Below are 20,010 nucleotides of genomic sequence, written 5' to 3' on the forward strand. Positions count from 1 at the left end.
GCTTACTTCGACTCCTTTTCTTTGTAAATTTCATATTGTTCAGCTAAGTTGTAAGGCATTTTTTCGTACATGATTTCCATTAAATCAGTTACTTTTTGTTTTGGAGCTTGGTCAGCCTTAGCAATTGCTTGTTTGATATCTTCTTTTGCTTCTTCGATTACTGTCTCTTCAACTTCTTGAGACCATAGGCCTTTAGCTTCTAAGAACTTACGGAAGCGTACGATTGGGTCTTTTTGTTCCCATTCGTTTTCGATATCTTTTGTACGGTAACGAGTTGGGTCATCACCAGCCATTGTATGTGGACCGTAACGGAATGTTAAAGTCTCGATTAAAGTAGGGCCTTCGCCATTTACTGCGCGCTCACGAGCGAAAGCAGTTGCTGCGTATACAGCTAATGGATCCATACCGTCTACTTGAATTCCGTAAATACCTGCTGCTACTGCTTTTTGTGCTACAGTTTTAGCTGCAGATTGCTTTTCTACTGGAGTAGAAATTGCATAACGGTTGTTTTGAACAACGAAGATTGCTGGAGCTTTGAATGCACCTGCAAAGTTCATACCTTCGTAGAAGTCACCTTGTGAAGCACCACCGTCACCAGTGTAAGTAATTGCAACAGATTTTTTACCACGTAGTTTCATACCTAACGCAACACCAGCAGTTTGGATGATTTGCGCACCGATAATGATTTGTGGAGCTAATGCATTTACATTCTCAGGCATTTGGTTACCCATAAAGTGTCCACGAGAGAATAAGAATGCTTGGTATAATGGTAATCCGTGCCATACTAATTGTGGTACATCACGGTACCCTGGTAAGATGAAGTCTTCTGCTTCAAGTGCGAAATGACTCGCTAATTGAGAAGCTTCTTGTCCAGCTGTAGGTGCGTAGAAACCTAAACGTCCTTGACGGTTTAAAGAAATAGAACGTTGATCTAATACGCGTGTATACACCATACGACGCATTAATTCTTTTAATTGATCATCAGATAATTCAGGCATAGCTGCTTCATTCACAACTTCACCGTTTTCATTTAAAATTTGTAATGTTTCAAATTGAGCTGCGATAGCTTTCATTTGCTCATCAACATTAAATAGGGTCTTTTTTGTTTTAGTACCCATTCCGTTCACCTCTTCCTCTCTTGAACCATATTCTGAAACGCTTTCACTGGCTATTTTCCAGTTTAAAAAGCGCAACGATGTAAACCAACATGTTTGTCTGTCGGTTGAGAATAATTTTGTGTACCTAACAATCTGTACTAATGTTTTTTCAGAAACATATTAATACAATCTTGATCACGTTTTTTAGTTTACAACTATTCTAATTACGATGTCAATTACTTTGAATACGTTTTTTTATAAATAATATGCAGGTTTCTACTACACAAACGTGTTTTTATTTTTTACATCTGTATTAGTAAGCATTGACCTACTGTTATATTATTCCCTTTTTCACTTATTTTTTCTCTTAGAATAATATGTAAACGATTTAATTCTCTTTAGTTTTTCTCTCTTCGTAACAAAAATATACAAACTACTCTTCCTTTTTTAGGTAAATACCTATACATTTCCCCCCCCTCTTCCATACATTATAGTAACCGCAGTATTAGCGGGAAATGATAAAGGAGGTCATCTCATGTACGGATACTCATATTGCTATCCAACTTGTTCATATCCTTCCTACGGTTATGGCGGTTCTTGTGGCGGGTCTGGACGCGGCTTCGCCTTAATCGTTGTGTTGTTTATTCTTTTAATTATCGTTGGTGCTGCTTGCATTCGCTAATGTAAAACGAAACAACTATGGAAAGAAAAAGACGGCTTTGCCGTCTTTTTCTGTTTATCACATACATAACTACTCTATAATAGAACGATTTCCAAAATGCCTACCCTTTCTTGCCGATGACTTTTTCCCTCTCCTTTGGTAGACTAAAGAGGAAAGGAGAGATTACATATGCTTACAATGAAAGATGTTATTCGCGAAGGAGATCCTATTTTGCGCGACGTTGCAGAAGAGGTGTCATTACCGGCAAGCGAAGAAGATACAACTACCTTAAAAGAAATGATTGAATTCGTAATAAATAGCCAAGATCCTGAAATGGCTGAAAAATATAGTTTACGCCCTGGAATCGGATTAGCGGCTCCGCAAATCGGTGTTTCCAAAAAAATGATTGCAGTTCATGTAACCGATGCGGATGGTACATTATATAGCCATGCATTATTCAATCCAAAAATCATTAGCCATTCTGTTGAACGTACATATTTACAGGGTGGTGAAGGCTGTCTATCTGTAGACCGCGAAGTACCTGGTTATGTTCCTCGTTATACAAGAATTACAGTAAAAGCAACTTCTATTAACGGCGAAGAAGTAAAATTGCGTTTAAAAGGTTTACCAGCAATCGTATTCCAACACGAGATTGACCATTTAAATGGCGTTATGTTCTATGACCATATCAATAAAGAAAATCCTTTTGCCGCTCCTGATGATTCCAAACCTCTAGAGCGATAATAATAAAGAGGCGGGAGATTAACTTCCGCCTCTTTATTATGAAATGGGTTCCATATTCACTTATAGCAATCCAGCCCACTTTAGTCCATGATATATACCGTCTTCACTAACATCCTTTGTCACATGATTTGCAAGTTTTTTCAAGTCTTCATGGCCATTTCCCATCACAATACCTGTGCCAACGGCTTCAATCATTTCTAAATCATTTAAACCATCTCCAAATGCATACACTTGCTCACGATTAAAACCTAACTTTTCAATGTATTTCTCAATTCCTTTTGCCTTAGAACCACCATTCGGAATGATATCCATTGAATATGCATGCCAACGAATAAAATGAAAATCTGGATAATGATTAATAAACTTTTCCTCTTCATTTACTTCACAAAAAAGTAGTGTTTGATAAATATTACGTTCCTCATAAAAATTAGGCTCATATGCTGGATGCTCAAAGTTTAAGCTTCCAAAGCCTTCTTTCACATAATCATGATATTCCACTGATGCTCTCATATCTTGATGGTCAAGATATACAAGTGGATATCCTTCTTGTTTTGCAAACTGAGTAAACTTATGTAAAGCATCTGGATGTAACGGATTATTAAATATTACCTCATCTTCAAAGACAACGTATTGTCCATTAAAACTAACATAATTATGTATATCAAGTTCCTTACGAATATCTTCGAACATAAATGGCGCGCGCCCTGTCGCAATTGCTACATGTACACCTTTTTCTTGTAACTGTTTTACTGCATCTCGTGTAGATTGTGGAATTTTTTTATCATGATCTAATAATGTTCCATCAATATCAAAAAAGACAATTTTATCATTCATTTGTCAAAATCCTTTCTGGCACTCTATATTCCTATTTTGAATATCACTTTTCAAATTCTAAAAAAAAGTATAACATATTAAACATCTGTGAAGAAAGCGTTCCCTTTCTGACCTTATTTGTAAACTTTGCATATATATATTAGTAAAACATGTGGATACTTGTTCGGATGAATTTTCTTTTCCATTCTTCCTCATACTATACCTATAACTAACGGCTACTAATCGTTACTATAGAATAACTTTCACTGTATGGGAAAGGACAAGACTCACCATTCACTTTTGTCCTATCTCTTATATCAGAGATAGAATTCTCACTAGTAATATGCATGTTTAAAATAAGGAAAGGAAGGAGTAATCATGCTGAAGAAGCTGAAGAAAAAGCTCAAGCGTTATTTAAACGGTCTAGTCCGTAAAAAGACAATCGCTTAAATTGTGCCCATTTCGGGCTTTTTCTTCATTCTCATTCGAAAAAACATGAAAATCGTGACTGTTTGCTTTATAATAAGTAACAGATAATGCAAAACATAGACAAGGAGAGGTTTTCCAAATGATTTTTAAAGTATTTTATCAAGAAAAATTAACTGAGGTTCCAGTACGTGAAAATACAAAAGTTTTATATTTAGAGGCTACGTCTGAAAAGGATGTTCGTACAAAATTAAATAAGTTCGCATATAATATCGAGTTTGTTCAGTCTGTTACTGGCGCTCATCTTGAATATGAAAAAGAAAACGCTGATTTAACATTAGCGGAAATCGTATAGCGATATGAAATTTCTAAAAAACGACCAAGTTGCTGTATTTGCTCTCGGTGGGCTTGGTGAAATCGGTAAAAATACATACGCTGTTCAATTTCAAGATGAAATTATTATAATTGATGCTGGAATTAAATTTCCAGAGGACGAACTTCTCGGAATCGATTATGTAATACCAGACTACACTTATTTTGTGCGAAACGAAGATAAAATTAAAGGGTTATTCATTACACATGGTCACGAAGATCATATCGGCGGAATCCCTTACCTATTACGTCAAGTGAACATCCCGATTTACGGCGGAAAATTAGCAATTGCACTCATCAAAAACAAATTGGAAGAACACGGCTTACTTCGTAAAGCAAAACTTTACGAAATTCAAGAAGATGACGTTATTAAATTCAAAAAAACGTCTGTATCCTTCTTCCGTACAACTCACAGTATTCCAGATTCGTACGGCGTTGTTGTGAAAACACCTCAAGGTCAAGTTGTTCATACAGGTGATTTCAAATTTGATTTCACACCAGTTGGTGAACCAGCTGATTTAACAAAAATGGCTGAAATCGGTAAAGATGGCGTGCTATGTCTATTATCTGATAGTACGAACAGTGAAGTTCCAAACTTTACTATGTCTGAGCGTCGCGTTGGTGATAGCATTCAAGACATTTTCCGTAAAGTAGACGGACGGATTATATTCGCAACCTTTGCATCAAATATTCACCGCTTACAACAAGTTATTGAAGCTGCTGTTGAAAACAACCGTAAAGTAGCTGTGTTTGGTCGAAGTATGGAAGCAGCGATTGAAATCGGACAAAACCTTGGTTATATTCGTTGCCCGAAAGATACATTCATAGATGCATCTCAACTAAACCGCTTACCAGCTAATAAAGTTGTTATTTTATGTACAGGTAGTCAAGGTGAACCGATGGCAGCACTTTCACGTATTGCAAACGGTACACACCGCCAAATTCAAATTATTCCTGGAGATACAGTTGTTTTCTCTTCTTCACCAATTCCAGGAAATACAATTAGCGTAAGTCGTACAATTAACATGTTGTACCGCGCTGGCGCTGATGTAATTCACGGGAAACTTTCAAATATCCATACAAGTGGACACGGTGGACAAGAAGAACAAAAGTTAATGTTACGTCTAATTAAACCGAAGTACTTCATGCCAATTCATGGTGAATATCGTATGCAGCGTATGCACATGAACATAGCAAATGATTGTGGTATCCCTGAAGAAAATTGCTTCATTATGGATAATGGCGATGTTCTTGCTTTACGTTCTGATGAAGCTAGCGTAGCTGGAAAAATCCCATCTGGTTCGGTCTACATTGATGGAAACGGTATTGGGGATATCGGCAATATCGTATTACGAGATCGTCGTATCCTTTCTGAAGAAGGACTTGTAATTGTAGTTGTAAGCATTGATATGAAAGAATTTAAAGTTGCAGCAGGACCTGATATCATCTCACGCGGTTTCGTTTACATGCGTGAAAGCAGCGATTTAATCAATGATGCACAAACATTAATTACAACTCATTTAGAAAAAGTAATGGAGCGTAAAACAACACAATGGTCTGAAATTAAAAATGAAATTACAGACACATTAGCTCCATTCCTATATGAGAAAACGAAACGCCGTCCAATGATTTTACCAATCATTATGGAAATATAAGAAAAAGGACAATGCTATGAAGGCATTGTCCTTTTCTCTTATCTTAAAAAGTGTTTAAATCGATCCACTTCATCGTCATGACCAATGACAATTAATATATCTCCTGCTTGAATATTCTCCGTAGCCCGAGGGGATACGATAACTTCTTTACCTCGTTTAATTGCTACAATATTCAATCCAAACTTCGCACGAATATCTAATTCAATTAAAGAGTGCCCATCAATTTTTTTATTCGCAATAATCTCTACAATACTATGCTCATCTGAAAGCTCAAGGTAGTCTAACACATTGCTTGATGCAATATTATTAGCAATCCTTTTTCCCATATCACGTTCTGGATGCACAATATGATCTGCACCTATTTTACTTAACACTTTTTCATGATAATCATTTTGAGCTTTTACAGTAATATTTTTTACACCCAATTCTTTCAAAATCAAAGTAGTTAGAATACTTGAATTTAAATTATCTCCAATAGCAACGACTACGTGATCAAAATTTCGAATACCAAGGCTTTTTAATACCATCTCATCTGTTGAATCTGCAATTACAGCATGCGAAGCTATATTTGCAAATTCATTAATTTTATCCTCATCTGAGTCGATTGCCATTACTTCCATACCTAATTGAGCTAGTTCTCGGCAAATACTTCCACCAAAGCGACCAAGTCCAATGACAGCAAATTCTTTTTCTTTCTCACCCACAGGAATTCCTCCAATAACTTCAAGTACTATTTATTTTCAGTGTAACACACTTTATATGCGTCACAAAAACTGTAATTAGCTCTTATTTTTGTTTTTGTATATAAAAATATTGTTGCAAGTAAAAAGCGATACCAACAAGTAACATAGCAAATACAAATATATTTCCAAACGAACTAAATGTTTCAAAAACGAATAATAATGTTTCTTGACCAAAAAAGGCAAATAGAAGCTGTATGAATGCAAATAACAACGCCCATATGTAATGATGTTGATGGAATAAATAATGCGTTGCACCTAAAAAAGCAATAAACGAAAAGATAAAGATCCACCAATTTTCTAAAAATAGTTGCCAACTAGAAAATTGATATCCATTTACTAATATCGCAATAAGCGCGATAACTGCCATCGTCGGCACACTCCAAAATAATGCCCGTCCTCTAAAGAAACGAGTGCCTTTAACATCACCTTTTTCATGTGCAATATATGTTAGTACTACTGTGCTTATATACAAAACAGAAAGAATTGTTAAAACGATAATAAGCCAAAAATGTAATTGATAATATTCATGTTCTATATTTGTCACGATTGCAGCTAACATGCATGGAATTAACATTCCCGTCCAACCATCTACTTTTCTTTCATTCCAAAAGACCGTATTACCAATCCTTATTCCTAACAACATAAAAATAATGATACCTAATACAAATAACGTAGTTTTATTCCCTACTAAACTCGTTGAGAAAGCAATTAATCCAATAAATAAAAAGAGCACAAACCCATTCATAATTTCTAGTACAGGTGATAAATATCTCTTCACCCATTTGTATGTTTCGTCATATTCATTATTATCGACTAAACGATAGGCATAAAAACTTATCCCAAAATAAACCGCCGCAATAATAACATACGCATATAAGACGAAACATAAAATCGCACTGCTAATTTGCACGTAATTCCCCACCCTTTTTTCTATGTTTCACATTGATTTTACACACTTTTCATACTAAAAGTAAACATATATAAGTTAGTCAAATAATTAATAATGAGCAGTGGCTAAAAACCCCCTGCTCATTATTAAAACAGTCCAATTAACTTTATTCTTTCATTTGTATGTAAATGTCTAAAATCACTCTATACGAGCGTTACTTACACCTCATAACAAAAAGTTTTTTGGAACCTTCAATAAAGCGGAAGTTTTATTTTCTATTCCCTTTCCACTTTACATATTGGCTTAAAAATGTAATTGCCTTTTCAATCACTTCTTCGTCTGGTTTTAATTTTGCATGATGTAAACCATATTCTGAATTTACTCCAAGCCAAAACATAAATCCAGGGATTTCTCGAAGCATATAACCAAAATCTTCACCTGTCATTGCCTCAGTACATGTAATAACATTCATATCTGTTTGTTTATGTACAAATTGCATAAACTCTCTTGTTAACTCTTCATGGTTATATACTTGATGATACATTGCTCCGTAATCTATAATCGCCTCACACTGGAAAGAAGCTTCGATACCTGCAACAATTGCCTCAATTCTGCTTTTCACACGCTTCATTGATTCCACTGATAATGTTCGAATCGTTCCTTCTAAACGAGATTTTTCTGCAATAATATTTTGAACCGTACCACCTGTAATTTTCCCGATTGTAATTACTGCACTATCAAGAGGATTTACATTGCGACTAATAACGGATTGAAGCTGTGTAACAAGATGGCTCGCTGCAACAATCATATCATTTGCAGTATGCGGATAGGCAGCATGGCCACCTTTCCCTTTTAAATCAATATATAATTCTGAAGTATTAGCAAATAACAGTCCTTCTTTCGTTGCAATTGTCCCTACAGCGTATTCTGGTGCAATATGAAGACCAAGAATTATATTTGGTTTCCATTCTTTTAACTCTTCACTTTCTAACATAGGAAGAGCACCGCCTGGTCCTTCTTCTGCTGGCTGGAATAGAAATACAAGGTCATCATCTATTCTTTCGCTCACAGCTTTCGTTAGAAGGCCTAAACCGATTGTTGTATGTACATCGTGGCCACATGCATGCATCATTCCTTCATGAATAGAAGCAAACTCATATCCAGTTTCCTCTGTAATTGGCAGACCATCTATATCTGCACGATAACCTATTATTTTTTCTGGATTTTTTCCATTTACTTTAACGATTACACCCGTTTTCCATGTCTTCACTTCCACAAATTCATGAGAAAGTGTTCCTATATAATCTAAAATATACTGTTGTGTTTTCCATTCCTTAAATCCGATTTCTGGAATTCTATGTAGATCTCTACGAATTTGGACAAATTTGCTTACTGTCATTTTTGCACCTCTATCTATAAAAAGCGTAAGAGCCCATTTACGCTCTTACGCTTTTTTACTTTTTATTTCTCTGGGTTTAATTGACGAAGCTCTTGTTTAATTTCTGTTTTTGCTTTTGTCTTCTCATCAATTTCTTTAATTACACGTGCTGGAGTACCTGCAACAACTGTGTATGGAGGCACATCTTCTGTTACAACAGCTCCTGCTGCTACAACTGCACCTTTACCTACTGTAACACCCTCTAAAACAACTACGTTTGCACCGATTACTACATCATCTTCAACGATAACTGGTTTTGCAGAAGGTGGCTCAATAACACCTGCAAGTACAGCACCTGCACCTACGTGACAGTTTTTACCGACTGTTGCACGTCCACCAAGTACTGCGTTCATGTCGATCATAGAACCTTCACCAATTACAGCACCAATGTTAATTGTTGCATTCATCATAATTACAGCGTTGTCACCAATTTCAACATGGTCACGAATAATAGCACCTGGCTCGATGCGAGCTTTAATACCTTTTAAATCAAGCATTGGAATTGCAGAATTACGACGATCGTTTTCTACAACGTAGTCAACGATGTGCTTATTATTCTCATCAAGAATTGTCTTAATTTCAGACCATTCTCCGAATAATACACCTGATTTTTTATTCACAAATGCTTGTACTGTTTCAGGGAATGTTACTTCTTTTAAATCCCCTTTTATGTATACCTTTACAGGAGTTTTCTTTTCACTTTTTTGAATAAACGAAATAATTTCGTTAGCGTCCATCATTTTCATTCTTGTTGCCTCCTAAATCCATTTATAATGTTACTCTACCAAACGAAAGAGCGAGTAGCAAGATAATAATCTTATTTTTCCCTTTGAATTTCTTCTATAATTTCTAAAAATGCTTGTACTTGCTTCAACTGCCTTGCCGAGTCACTTGTTAACAACCATGTTTCTCTCGTCAGTTGAACAGGTGTTTTATACATATTTTCCTGTACTTCCTTTAAAACAGTAGAAGGTAAAAGGGCGTAACCTATACCATTTAAAACAAGTTGTTTGCATGTTTCAATTTGGTCAACTACAATCGTTCGCTTAGGCGGATTAGAAAATAAACCATACCACCAATTTTGTATTTGTCCATAATAAGTTGAGTCACTTTTAAATTGAATGAACGGTCTATTTGTTTCTTTTAGCATCGAAATATCTTTTATTTCTTTATCAACTAAATACAGTTCATCTTCAAATAATTGTTGCTTTTGACCTTTATATTCTTGTGTTCCCCTCAGTATAGCAACATGAACGTCTCCTTCATAAAACTGCTTTTGCACTTCACTACTCCATCCAGTAAACAGCGATATCTTTACAGAAGGATATTTATGCACAAACTTTTTCAAAACAGGAGGGAGCCAATATTGACCAATAACTGATGCAACAGCTATTTTTAAAGTTCCATGAGTTTCCGTTCTAAAAACAGCTAGCTCACTTTTTATATCCTCTTCCTTTTGCAACATTTCTTTGGCATAATTTGCAACTTTTTCCCCTTCAGGTGTAATTGTCAATCCTTTTTGTGAGCGAATAAAAAACTTCATTCCCCATTGTTTCTCCATAGATTGTAATCGTTGACTCAGCGCAGGTTGTGAAACAAATAAACGTTCCGCCGCTTTTCTCATATTTGATTCCTGAGCTAACACAACCATCATTTGAAAATCATCAATTTGCAACTTTCTCCCTCTTTCCTTAGCTTCCATACACCTTATTCCATTAAGCTTTCATTCAGAAAATACAATTTTTCAGCGCAAACTTCCCTTATGTTTTATGTCTTTTTTAATATAATACATACACAAGTGATATGCACGAAAAAAAAGTGACTTCTTCGTTTCTATGAAGTCACTTTTCTCACGTTATCGATTATGTTGCCTTACTTTCTTATTCAACAATTTTAAAATAGCCCGACGTGTTAAAATCCCCTCAAAATAGCCTTCTTCATTAACAGCGCAAATAAAAGGATGATCAATTGTCATTTCTAAAGCTTTTGCAAATGAATCTTCTAATTTAAGAAAAGGTATATCTTCCTTCATCACCTGCTCTACTTTCATATCATCAAGTCTTTCAAACTCAATACGCTCTAATCCTAACATACCATCTAATATCATGGCCGTACTAATCAAACCATGTAATTTATACATTGGATCTAAGACAGGTATCGCCGAATATCCAGATTTCACAAGAACGAGTAAAGCATGTTCTAAACCATTTCCAATTTGGACATGAGCTACTTTTTCCGATGAAATCATTAAATCCTTCACAAGAATTTGTTGAAATTCGTCTTTCGGAATACTAATCATATTACATCCCCCATTTTCCCTTTTTCCTGCTTATGTTCATAACTCTATTCACATTTTATGACAGCGTTTTCATATTATTATTTTGTCCTAAATTTATTTCAATAAAAATACAATCACACAGCTATTTTAGCATACAGCACAAAAAAAAGACTACCATTCCGGTAGCGCTTAATACCCTTTATTTTTTAATCTGTAAAATAACCTTGTGATTTTTTTATATTGCATCACATCTGTCTGTTTCAAACCATTCTCAATGTCCGTAAGTTCCACAGCTAAAATTTCACTTGCATAATTTTGCTGAAATAAAATATCTAGTAGTAAACTTTCTTCTTCCTTCGTTAAAACAACTTCCCTTTGCATATACCCCTCTCCTTACACTCGCATCGTTACTCACTCTTATTATATAAAAAATTTAACCTATTTAATAGATGTAATATTCAGTTTTTACCAAAAGATATGTAGCAATTATAAACATACAAAAAATCATTTCGTATATCGATTTGCATAACTAAACGCCGCATAAGCATCCGGCTTAATTTTTGCAGTTAATCCCATCGCTCGAATTTTTTCTGTCATATCTAAAATAAATTCTCTTGTTAAACCATCATTCCCAATGTCTAAATGAATTTCCATTATGAATCCAGCCCCATCTTGAGCATAAGGATGCAATAACTCCCATATTGTTTGTATATGAGTAGGCGTAAATAGACATGCGATTTCTTGACTAAACTGCGTTTCTAAATATATTTTCTCACGTAAGGTCGCTGGCTTATCTTTTACTGATCTATGGTGTAAACAACCCCAGGCACCTTTTCCAACACGATGAATATGGATTGCTGTAATAAACCTCGTATCCTTTTGATGTGCTTGCGAGTCTGTCCCAATGGATAATCGATACAAATTTCGCGGATCCTTTTCAATGAAACTACAAATACGGTTAAAGACCATATCAAAATTTAAATGTCTCTCTGAAACATTGTAAAATTTATGTGCACCGTCCACAGAGTCACGTCCTTTCAATTAGACAGACTTTTCGTATTCTCATTGTATGGGACAAAAACTAAAATTATAACTTCCTATCCTTTATTCGTTTCAATATTTCGAATTACAAAGTGACAAACTTGACACGTATAAATTACATTTTGATTAGATTGAGCCGTTAATACATGAATAATCTCAGCAGAACTTTGACAATTAGGACAAATCACAACTGGTAAACGTTCCATACGATAACCTCCTAGTTATATTTCTCCCGCTATTTGCAGAACCCAGCAATTGTGAGAAGTTTAGCTTCACATATTCACCCGGTTGACGGGACTACTTATCCACATGGATAAGCAAACTTGCACGGATTAAATTTTCATTTTAATACCATTGTAGGAAAAATAAAAAACTTCTATACATTACGCTGGAAAGTAATAGAACTAAAAAAGGTACTGCCATATGGCAGTACCTTTTTTATATGTATCAAGAAATGATATCGTAAATCTCAATTGCAACCATGTCGATATTATCGAATTGGTACACTTGAGGTTTTTCACCTTGTTGATACACTTCTAACTCATACATTTCACTTTTATCGAAAAATTTCACGCTACATTTGCGCTCACCGTTCACTTCAAAATAGCGTTGTGCTACTTCACCGCTTTCAGCTTGTTCTTGTAGACTAACAAGTCGAGTTAAAATTCCTTGGAGTAGAGACATGAAATCTCTCCTTTCTCTGATCTTCCTACCAATAGGTTTTACAGCTATACTCATTCTATCCGTCATAACAGAAAAAATGTTCCACACTCTAGGATAAAGGTTATTAGCCAGAAACTCAACTAAAATTTGTCGAAATGCGAAGGAAAAAACAGAAAGAACATATTTCCCCTTCTTTATTGCGGTTTTTATACTGGAAGAATATAATAAAAAACAGAAAAAGGGAGGAATTACAATGAAAAAAATTGAGGTTTATACACAACCTGATTGTCCGCCATGTGTTATTGTGAAAGAATTTTTGAAGCATAATAACGTTGCATATGAAGAATTTGACGTAAAAAAAGACGCTGCTGCTCGCAACCGTCTTTTAAACGACTATGATTCCTATTCAACTCCAACAGTCGTAATTGATGGCGAAGTAGTTGCAGGTTTTCAAATTGAAAAGTTACAACAACTACTCAATATAGAATAGGAATAGGTAAATACCTATTCCTATTCTTATCCCGCTGTTTGTAGATAGTAAAACTCCCACTAATTAAAAGTTTCACTTTATAATTGTTGCAACCTTTTTATTTCAGTTAAAAGTTCCTGACTTTCATGATATCCTGCTAACTTCCATTTATCTTGATCCCTTTTCAATGTTACAATTTGATATTGTCCACTTTTTGTCCGCTCATATACATATAAATTTTTATGCTCTTGATCATACGACATTTTCGTTTCTGAATTAAAAGAAAACGGTGCTTCTTTTGCCGGAAGTAAATATTCACCACTTTGTTTATCACTTCTGCTATTTTCATCTGTAAATACTTGAAGGAAATTATCTGTAAAATACGGTGATAACGTCTCTATCATCTTATTCATTGGCAAATGCTTCCCACGAATTGAAAACTGGGTTTCATAGCCTTTTTGTATCGTTGTAAATACTTCTTTCCGATCAACTTCCACTTCCTCTTTCCCTAAAACAGTCGTAACACTATAACCAACTAGAAAGGCAACACATACAAATAGAACAAGCCATATTCCATATTTCCTCATTTTTTCACCTTCCTTTTAAAAGAACTTGTCTTTGTAGTATTCATTGTAACAATGATTATGCAAAGAAAGGACAGATTTCGTTCGTAAAATCTTTACAACGATAGACAGCATTTTCATCACCATTTTCACTATTACCAATTTATGATAAAAACAAACAAAAAATGCACGAATCTCTTCGTGCATTAAAATAAAACATCTTCTTCATATAAATACTCATATGATAAATCTATAAATAAAAAGTTGTCATCATCTATTGGAAAAGAAAATGTTCGTACCATTTCGCCCGTTTCGATATCTGCATATAAATCTGAAAGCCTTGCCTTATTCTCAAAACGCATTTTCATGATATTCTCGAGAAAGTACGGGCGCCAACTCCAGTTCTTCATATAATAATCCGGCATCACAATCCATTCTCCATCTTTTTTCATAACATTTCCTGATTGTTGGAAACCATCTTCATTACAAATAAATATGCGAAAACTATACTGTGATACACTTTGACTAAATTGTAATAACCAATCATTGATATCTTCATTCTTTTTTTGTTTTGATAAAACATCGCCAATTCGATCGCGTAACATCTCTGTTAAATTATAAATTTTTTGTAACTTCTTCTTTTCATGCTGAATAAACTGATGACATTCATTACCAAGTCGCTCTTTCAAAACATTCGTTTCAATAAAATCAGGTAAACATTCTTTCAAATAATTACCTTGATAATATCTTCCACCGTTTTTCCAAGCATATTGCAATTGATAAAAAGCATCTATTTCTTCATATAACAAGGTTGCACCAATTCTTCTAGCAAGTAATGATAAAGAATATAAAATATCTTGATAAGATTGTAAAAGTGCTGTTTGCCTTAAGTTCGTTAAATCTACTTTTAAAATATCAGGTGCTAACACGCTAATACGCTCTAAATTACTTGTGCCCGTTCCGACCTTATTAATCGAAATTTGAATACCATATGTACGATAATACATAAGCAAATGATTAAATTGCTCTATATCTTCTTTACATTCATGCTCTGTAATCTCTAAAACAATTTGTTTTAAATTTAAACCTTGTTCTTCATACCTCAATAAAAGTTGAAGCAAGCTTTCATCATCATCATTCATTAATACATTAGCATTCCGATGTATAAATAATAATAATTTTTGATCGCTTTCTAAATAACGATTTAAAGCTTTTTCTACTATAATATTATCCGCTTCCAGTTGAAATTCACTTGGAATCGAATCATCGTGAAAGAAAGAAGCTAAACTTTGTATGCCCTCTTCTGTTTGAATACGTCCTACTACTTCATATCCAATTACAGTATGCTCATCAGCACTAAAAATAGCTTGATAATAAGGAAGGACTTTATCCAAGTTACTCATTACATCTAATGCATCTATCAACGTGCTTCCCTCCCTTTACTTTTCAAAAATTATAACATGATATTTACGGAAAAATAATAAAAAATCCCTTCAGTTTTCCTGAAGGGATTAGAGGGGTAAAATGCTAAGGGGAATTAGCAATTCTACTATGAAGAAAAAAGAGGTCTTAAATATAACGTATATATGACCTCTTGTAAACACTTTTCTTTCATATGTCACAATTCCGTCACATTTAACCATAAAAAAATGAATCAAACATTCATTTTTTATCCCTTTTAAAATGGATATTGATGTAAATGTTGTCCTCCATCCATTGTCATGCAAGTTCCATTTATGTACGCCGCTTCATCTGAGCATAAATAATAAGCTAGACCAGCGATTTCTTCTGGCGTACCCAGCCTTCCAAGCGGAACACTTTGTATCGTACGCTTAGCCATTTCTTCTGAAATCCATAATTTATCAGCACCGCCCGTACGTTCAATTGGTCCTGGCGCGATAGCGTTAACTCGTATTCCATATTTACGCCCCCACTCAACAGCGAGCGTCTTCGTCATCGCTAATACCCCTGCCTTCGCTGCAGCCGAATGAATCACTCCTGGACCTGCATCCCATGCATACGTTGCTACCATGTTAATGATATTCCCTTTTATACCTTTTTCAATCCAATATTTTCCGACAGCATGACTACAGTAAAACGTACCGTTTAACACAATATTAATGACTGAATTCCAGCCATTCACAGATAAATCTTCTGCTGGACAAATAAAGTTTCCAGCTGCATTATTTATTAAAACATCAATTCTACCAAACTTCTCATCAATCTGTTCAATCATTTTCTGAATGTCATCCGTATTTCTTACATCCATTTGTACAGGTAATACTTGCCCTGGAAATTGTTCAATTTCCAACTTTGTTTCCTCTAGTTTTTCCTTTGTACGTCCTGTAATAACAACTCGTGCCCCTTCTTTTGCAAAACGAGTCGCCATTCCTTTTCCCATTCCACTCGATCCACCTGTTATAATAACTACCTTTTCTTTCACATACATCCCCTCCAAAAAATGAATACACATTCATTTTATCACTTTATTTAATAGAAATCTTTATATTTTTAAATTTTTCTGATATTTTAACGTAAAGAACTTTCTTTTTATTCATTTTTTTTCGTAATCTATACTACTTTTTTATTATGTAAAGTATATTTTAAATAAACTGAAAGGAGATTTGAGTAGCCTATAAATGGAATAAAAACATTGAGGTATACTCATATTTTTATGAAGCACATTACAAGAAGAAATTTTTTAAAAATTGGTATGCGTACTTGTCTCTATTCATTTATAACCAGTAGCATCGGATACTACTATGCTAAATATATAGAGCCCCATTTCATTTCTTTTACACAGCACACATTAAAATCACAACTCATCCCAAAAAGTTTTCATGGTATAAAAATTCTTCAATTCAGCGATTTACATCTCGGATACTATTTCTCGCTCCAACATTTATCTAAAGTTGTTTCTAAAATTAATGCTGTAAATCCAGATATTGTCCTTTTTACCGGAGATCTCATTGATAATTATCAAACGTATACTGACACTCCTTTCGTTGCATCCATTTTAAAAAATATACAAGCCCCCTTCGGTAAATTCGCTATTTATGGTAACCATGATCACGGTGGATATGGAACTGAATACTATGAGCACATCATGCGTGAATCTGGATTTGAACTATTGCTAAATAGTGAAAAAAGAATTCGTTTAATGGATAATAGTGAAATTTCTATTTTCGGTCTCGATGATATACTACTAGGCAGACCAAAAATAGAGAAAACATTAGAGCATGCACGGCAAAGTACTTATAACATTGTTCTTGTTCACGAACCAGATATCGCGCCCAAAGTTTCTAAATATCCAATCAACTTGCAACTTTCTGGTCATAGTCACGGCGGACAAGTACAAATTCCTTTTTTAGGACCTATTATTACACCATCACTCGCCAAAGACTATATTGAAGGCTTCTATACAATTCAGGATTTAACTCTCTATGTCAATCGAGGCCTCGGAAGAACACGTGTCCCATTCCGTTTTATGTCAAAACCTGAAATTACACTTTTTATACTTCAACATTCGTAATAATTCGCCTATTTTCTTGCATATCCTTTCTTGTACGCGCTCATCCATGTTTCATTTACCATATGATGAAAGTGAGTCCAATAAAGGAGGTATGTTCATGTATCCATATTATCAACCAATCCCAGTCCGTTCAGCACCTATTGGTCCAGTAGGCGACTCACGCTTCTTTCCGTTTTTTGGCGTTCCCTTTCTAGCTGGAATTGCTGGTGGATTGCTCGGCGGAGCATTAGCTTTCGGCCCTCGACCGTTTTATCCACCTTATCCAGCACCTTATCCTTGTTACGGTGGACCCTGTCAACAACCATACTATTACTAAGTTAAAATAACAATTCTTTCAAATGTTATTCTCTCAACGAACCACCTCATTACACGCTTATAATAAAACTATTGTTTCTACTCAGCCTTCCATTTTGGGAGCATATGAGTAGAAAAAAGTAAAAACCTCTTATGGACATAAGAGGTTTTTACTTTTTTGATTATTCAGCGTCTGTATTTTGATATGCCATCTTAAACAACTTCACTTGGCTATCAATTTCTTCTGTACTACCATTAATAACATAATAGTAATCACCATCTTTATTTTGTTCACGTGTTTTCACATTATCAGCTAATGTAAGCTGTAAAATCGCCTTAATTCGTGCCTTCATTTCAATATCTAATATCGGGAAAGATATTTCCACTCGCTTCTCCATATTTCGAGTCATCCAATCAGCTGAAGATAAATATATTTTCTCCTCCCCATTATGATGGAAATAATAAATACGGCTATGTTCTAAATATCTTCCAACAACACTAACTACACGAATATTTTCACTTACATTTGGAATACCAGGTCGTAGGCAACATGTTCCCCGAACAATGAGCTCTACCTTTACTCCAGCTTGTGATGCTTCGTACATTTTTTTAATTAATGGTTTATCTGTTAATGAATTCATCTTAGCGATAATATATCCATTTCCATATTGCCTATGATAACGGATTTCTTCATCTATTAAATCCATAAATTGCTCTCTTATATCAAATGGAGCAACCGATAAATGATGAAAATGTGGCTTTGTTGTATAACCACTTAAATAATTAAAGAAATTGGTTGCATCAACCCCAAAGTCTTTTCTTGATGTAATATATCCAAAATCAGTATATAACTTCGCTGTTGCATCATTATAGTTTCCAGTTCCAAGATGTACGAACCTTTCAATTTTTCCGTTTTTTCTTCTTACAACTAACGTAATTTTACTATGTGTTTTCAAGTGACTTACACCGTAAATAACATGACAGCCTGCCTGTTCTAATTCTTTAGCCCAATGAACATTGTTTTCTTCATCAAACCTTGCCTTTAATTCAACCAATACCGTCACTTGTTTTCCCTTTTCAGCCGCTATCTTTAACGCCTGAATAATCGGTGAATCACCACTTACACGATATAACGTTTGTTTAATCGCAAGTACATTCGGATCGTCTGCCGCATCACGAACAAAATCAACTACCGGCTGAAAGGATTCAAAAGGATGATGTAATAAAATATCATGCTCAATTGCTTTTTCAAATACATCTTCTTCATCACCTAAATCTTGAGGCGGTTGCGGAATAAGAGCTGGATATACAAGATGTTCATATAAAGGAGCTAGTTTTTTATATAAAGAAAACAAACATGTTAAATCTAATGGACCATCCATTATATATACATCTTCATCTTTTACTTCCAGAACCTCATATAATAATGCTAATACTCTTTCATCAATGTGTTCTTTCCCAACCTCTAAACGAACAGCAGCCCCCCACTTACGCTTTTTTAATTCTTTTTCAATTACCTTTAATAAATCTCTCGCACCTTCTTCATGAATCGTTAAATCTGCATTGCGTGTAATACGGAAACGAGTAACAGATGATACTGTATATCCCGTAAATAATTTATGAGTAAAGCTACTAATTACGTCTTCTAATAAAATAAATTTATGCTTTTGCCCTTCGCTCGGTAAAATTATGAAGCGCTCAAGTAATGAAGGAACTTGCACAATTCCTAATTTCGTCCTGTTTTCTTCTTCCGCTTGCTTCTCATCATATAAAAGAGTAGCCAAATTTAAACTTTTGTTTAATAACATTGGAAATGGGCGATATGCATCAATAGCTACAGGAGTTAACACCGGAAAAATTTGCTCATCAAAATACTCTTCTATAAATTCTCGCTGCTCTTTCGTCAAATCATTGAATGTTAAACGTTCAATTCCCTCTAATTCAAGCGCTGGTAATACATAATTTTTAAATGTATCATATTGTACTGTCATTAGTGCATGGGCTTTTATCGCAATTTTATTTAATTGCTTTTTTGGTGTTAACCCAGCTTTATTTTCTGGTTGATTAAATCCAGCACTCACTTGATCCTTTAATCCCGCTACACGTACCATAAAAAATTCATCTAAATTCGAACTAAAAATACTAATAAATTTCAATCTTTCCAAAAGTGGATTATTTGCATCTTGCGCTTCTTGTAAGACACGTTCATTAAATGCTAACCAACTTAACTCTCGATTATTGTAATAAGCTGTATCATTTAAATTTACTGCATTCCCCTTCAATAATTCCATTCTCTTCACACTTCCCCTTGAAACTTTTTTACTATAATTTA

At 34.6% G+C, this 20,010-nt stretch carries 23 protein-coding genes; 7 read left to right on the forward strand and 16 right to left on the reverse strand.

Features of this window, described 5'->3' with window-relative positions; translation table 11 throughout:
* Nucleotides 1-2: 2 nt before the first annotated feature.
* The gene (pdhA, locus tag OXT04_RS07260) at nucleotides 3-1,118 is read right to left on the reverse strand and encodes a pyruvate dehydrogenase E1 component subunit alpha (RefSeq protein WP_000536895.1); all 1,116 of its coding nucleotides are present in this window, start codon (nucleotides 1,116-1,118) and stop codon (nucleotides 3-5) included.
* 514 nt (nucleotides 1,119-1,632) lie between these two features.
* Between pdhA and OXT04_RS07265 the strand changes: the two genes are divergently transcribed.
* Together OXT04_RS07265 and def are read left to right on the forward strand one after the other, a co-directional pair.
* The gene (locus OXT04_RS07265; protein WP_000274562.1) at nucleotides 1,633-1,779 is read left to right on the forward strand and encodes a YjcZ family sporulation protein; all 147 of its coding nucleotides are present in this window, start codon (nucleotides 1,633-1,635) and stop codon (nucleotides 1,777-1,779) included.
* A gap of 168 nt (nucleotides 1,780-1,947) precedes the next feature.
* The gene (gene def, locus OXT04_RS07270; protein ID WP_000957039.1) at nucleotides 1,948-2,502 is read left to right on the forward strand and encodes a peptide deformylase; all 555 of its coding nucleotides are present in this window, start codon (nucleotides 1,948-1,950) and stop codon (nucleotides 2,500-2,502) included.
* Nucleotides 2,503-2,562: 60 nt separating this feature from the next.
* Here the strand turns inward: def and OXT04_RS07275 are convergent, their stop codons facing one another.
* On the reverse strand, nucleotides 2,563-3,336 hold the full coding sequence (locus OXT04_RS07275) for a Cof-type HAD-IIB family hydrolase (RefSeq protein ID WP_267414067.1): 774 nt from the start codon (nucleotides 3,334-3,336) through the stop codon (nucleotides 2,563-2,565).
* Between the two features lie 547 nt (nucleotides 3,337-3,883).
* Here OXT04_RS07275 and OXT04_RS07280 point away from each other — a divergent pair.
* Both OXT04_RS07280 and rnjA read left to right on the forward strand, forming a co-directional pair.
* Complete coding sequence (locus OXT04_RS07280; protein WP_000576435.1) at nucleotides 3,884-4,096, forward strand: DNA-dependent RNA polymerase subunit epsilon; 213 nt, start codon at nucleotides 3,884-3,886, stop codon at nucleotides 4,094-4,096.
* 4 nt (nucleotides 4,097-4,100) lie between these two features.
* Nucleotides 4,101-5,768 carry a ribonuclease J1 gene (gene rnjA / locus OXT04_RS07285; RefSeq protein WP_000670375.1) on the forward strand — a complete coding sequence of 556 codons (1,668 nt, stop codon included), beginning with the start codon at nucleotides 4,101-4,103 and terminating at the stop codon, nucleotides 5,766-5,768.
* Nucleotides 5,769-5,806: 38 nt separating this feature from the next.
* Here the strand turns inward: rnjA and OXT04_RS07290 are convergent, their stop codons facing one another.
* The 10 genes from OXT04_RS07290 to OXT04_RS07335 all read right to left on the reverse strand — a co-directional run bounded on the left by OXT04_RS07290 (nucleotide 5,807) and on the right by OXT04_RS07335 (nucleotide 12,841).
* Nucleotides 5,807-6,472: a potassium channel family protein gene (locus OXT04_RS07290; protein ID WP_000504032.1), complete on the reverse strand. Its 666-nt coding sequence runs from the start codon at nucleotides 6,470-6,472 to the stop codon at nucleotides 5,807-5,809.
* 82 nt (nucleotides 6,473-6,554) lie between these two features.
* A complete protein-coding gene (locus tag OXT04_RS07295; protein ID WP_001167322.1) occupies nucleotides 6,555-7,421 on the reverse strand; it encodes a hypothetical protein in 867 nt (288 codons plus the stop codon).
* A 247-nt stretch (nucleotides 7,422-7,668) separates the two neighbouring features.
* Entirely contained in the window at nucleotides 7,669-8,799 is a 1,131-nt protein-coding gene (locus OXT04_RS07300) for an N-acetyldiaminopimelate deacetylase (protein ID WP_000218671.1), read from the reverse strand.
* Nucleotides 8,800-8,861: 62 nt separating this feature from the next.
* Nucleotides 8,862-9,584 carry a 2,3,4,5-tetrahydropyridine-2,6-dicarboxylate N-acetyltransferase gene (gene dapD, locus OXT04_RS07305; protein WP_000783241.1) on the reverse strand — a complete coding sequence of 241 codons (723 nt, stop codon included), beginning with the start codon at nucleotides 9,582-9,584 and terminating at the stop codon, nucleotides 8,862-8,864.
* A 71-nt stretch (nucleotides 9,585-9,655) separates the two neighbouring features.
* The gene (locus tag OXT04_RS07310; RefSeq protein ID WP_002094125.1) at nucleotides 9,656-10,540 is read right to left on the reverse strand and encodes a transcriptional regulator CcpC; all 885 of its coding nucleotides are present in this window, start codon (nucleotides 10,538-10,540) and stop codon (nucleotides 9,656-9,658) included.
* A 153-nt stretch (nucleotides 10,541-10,693) separates the two neighbouring features.
* On the reverse strand, nucleotides 10,694-11,137 hold the full coding sequence (gene cbpB / locus OXT04_RS07315; protein WP_000623573.1) for a cyclic-di-AMP-binding protein CbpB: 444 nt from the start codon (nucleotides 11,135-11,137) through the stop codon (nucleotides 10,694-10,696).
* A gap of 168 nt (nucleotides 11,138-11,305) precedes the next feature.
* Entirely contained in the window at nucleotides 11,306-11,497 is a 192-nt protein-coding gene (gene abbA / locus OXT04_RS07320; protein WP_001188692.1) for an antirepressor AbbA, read from the reverse strand.
* Nucleotides 11,498-11,620: 123 nt separating this feature from the next.
* Nucleotides 11,621-12,139 (reverse strand): ribonuclease H-like YkuK family protein, encoded by a 519-nt coding sequence (locus OXT04_RS07325; RefSeq protein ID WP_000348490.1) that lies wholly within the window; start codon nucleotides 12,137-12,139, stop codon nucleotides 11,621-11,623.
* A 74-nt stretch (nucleotides 12,140-12,213) separates the two neighbouring features.
* Nucleotides 12,214-12,363: a hypothetical protein gene (locus tag OXT04_RS07330; RefSeq protein WP_000440540.1), complete on the reverse strand. Its 150-nt coding sequence runs from the start codon at nucleotides 12,361-12,363 to the stop codon at nucleotides 12,214-12,216.
* A gap of 241 nt (nucleotides 12,364-12,604) precedes the next feature.
* Nucleotides 12,605-12,841, reverse strand: a complete 237-nt coding sequence (locus OXT04_RS07335; RefSeq protein WP_000055151.1) for a YkuJ family protein — start codon at nucleotides 12,839-12,841, stop codon at nucleotides 12,605-12,607.
* 232 nt (nucleotides 12,842-13,073) lie between these two features.
* Between OXT04_RS07335 and OXT04_RS07340 the strand changes: the two genes are divergently transcribed.
* Nucleotides 13,074-13,310: a glutaredoxin family protein gene (locus OXT04_RS07340; protein WP_000717873.1), complete on the forward strand. Its 237-nt coding sequence runs from the start codon at nucleotides 13,074-13,076 to the stop codon at nucleotides 13,308-13,310.
* A gap of 77 nt (nucleotides 13,311-13,387) precedes the next feature.
* Here OXT04_RS07340 and OXT04_RS07345 read toward each other — a convergent pair whose 3' ends face one another.
* The 3 genes from OXT04_RS07345 to fadH form a co-directional block, all read right to left on the reverse strand.
* A complete protein-coding gene (locus OXT04_RS07345; protein ID WP_001233805.1) occupies nucleotides 13,388-13,876 on the reverse strand; it encodes a DUF3993 domain-containing protein in 489 nt (162 codons plus the stop codon).
* Between the two features lie 182 nt (nucleotides 13,877-14,058).
* The gene (locus OXT04_RS07350; protein ID WP_000564307.1) at nucleotides 14,059-15,276 is read right to left on the reverse strand and encodes an EAL domain-containing protein; all 1,218 of its coding nucleotides are present in this window, start codon (nucleotides 15,274-15,276) and stop codon (nucleotides 14,059-14,061) included.
* Nucleotides 15,277-15,530: 254 nt separating this feature from the next.
* Complete coding sequence (fadH, locus tag OXT04_RS07355; RefSeq protein ID WP_000660913.1) at nucleotides 15,531-16,295, reverse strand: 2,4-dienoyl-CoA reductase; 765 nt, start codon at nucleotides 16,293-16,295, stop codon at nucleotides 15,531-15,533.
* A 231-nt stretch (nucleotides 16,296-16,526) separates the two neighbouring features.
* Between fadH and OXT04_RS07360 the strand changes: the two genes are divergently transcribed.
* Both OXT04_RS07360 and OXT04_RS07365 read left to right on the forward strand, forming a co-directional pair.
* Nucleotides 16,527-17,384 carry a metallophosphoesterase gene (locus OXT04_RS07360; RefSeq protein WP_063549364.1) on the forward strand — a complete coding sequence of 286 codons (858 nt, stop codon included), beginning with the start codon at nucleotides 16,527-16,529 and terminating at the stop codon, nucleotides 17,382-17,384.
* A gap of 97 nt (nucleotides 17,385-17,481) precedes the next feature.
* On the forward strand, nucleotides 17,482-17,700 hold the full coding sequence (locus tag OXT04_RS07365) for a hypothetical protein (RefSeq protein WP_267414082.1): 219 nt from the start codon (nucleotides 17,482-17,484) through the stop codon (nucleotides 17,698-17,700).
* A 160-nt stretch (nucleotides 17,701-17,860) separates the two neighbouring features.
* On the opposite strand, the gene OXT04_RS07370 is transcribed toward OXT04_RS07365, so the two are convergent.
* A complete protein-coding gene (locus OXT04_RS07370; RefSeq protein ID WP_053563730.1) occupies nucleotides 17,861-19,969 on the reverse strand; it encodes a polyphosphate kinase in 2,109 nt (702 codons plus the stop codon).
* Between the last annotated feature and the right edge of the window lie 41 nt (nucleotides 19,970-20,010).

This window comes from Bacillus sp. GC_Bacil_1 (assembly GCF_026540675.1).
Lineage (GTDB): Bacteria > Bacillota > Bacilli > Bacillales > Bacillaceae_G > Bacillus_A > Bacillus_A cereus.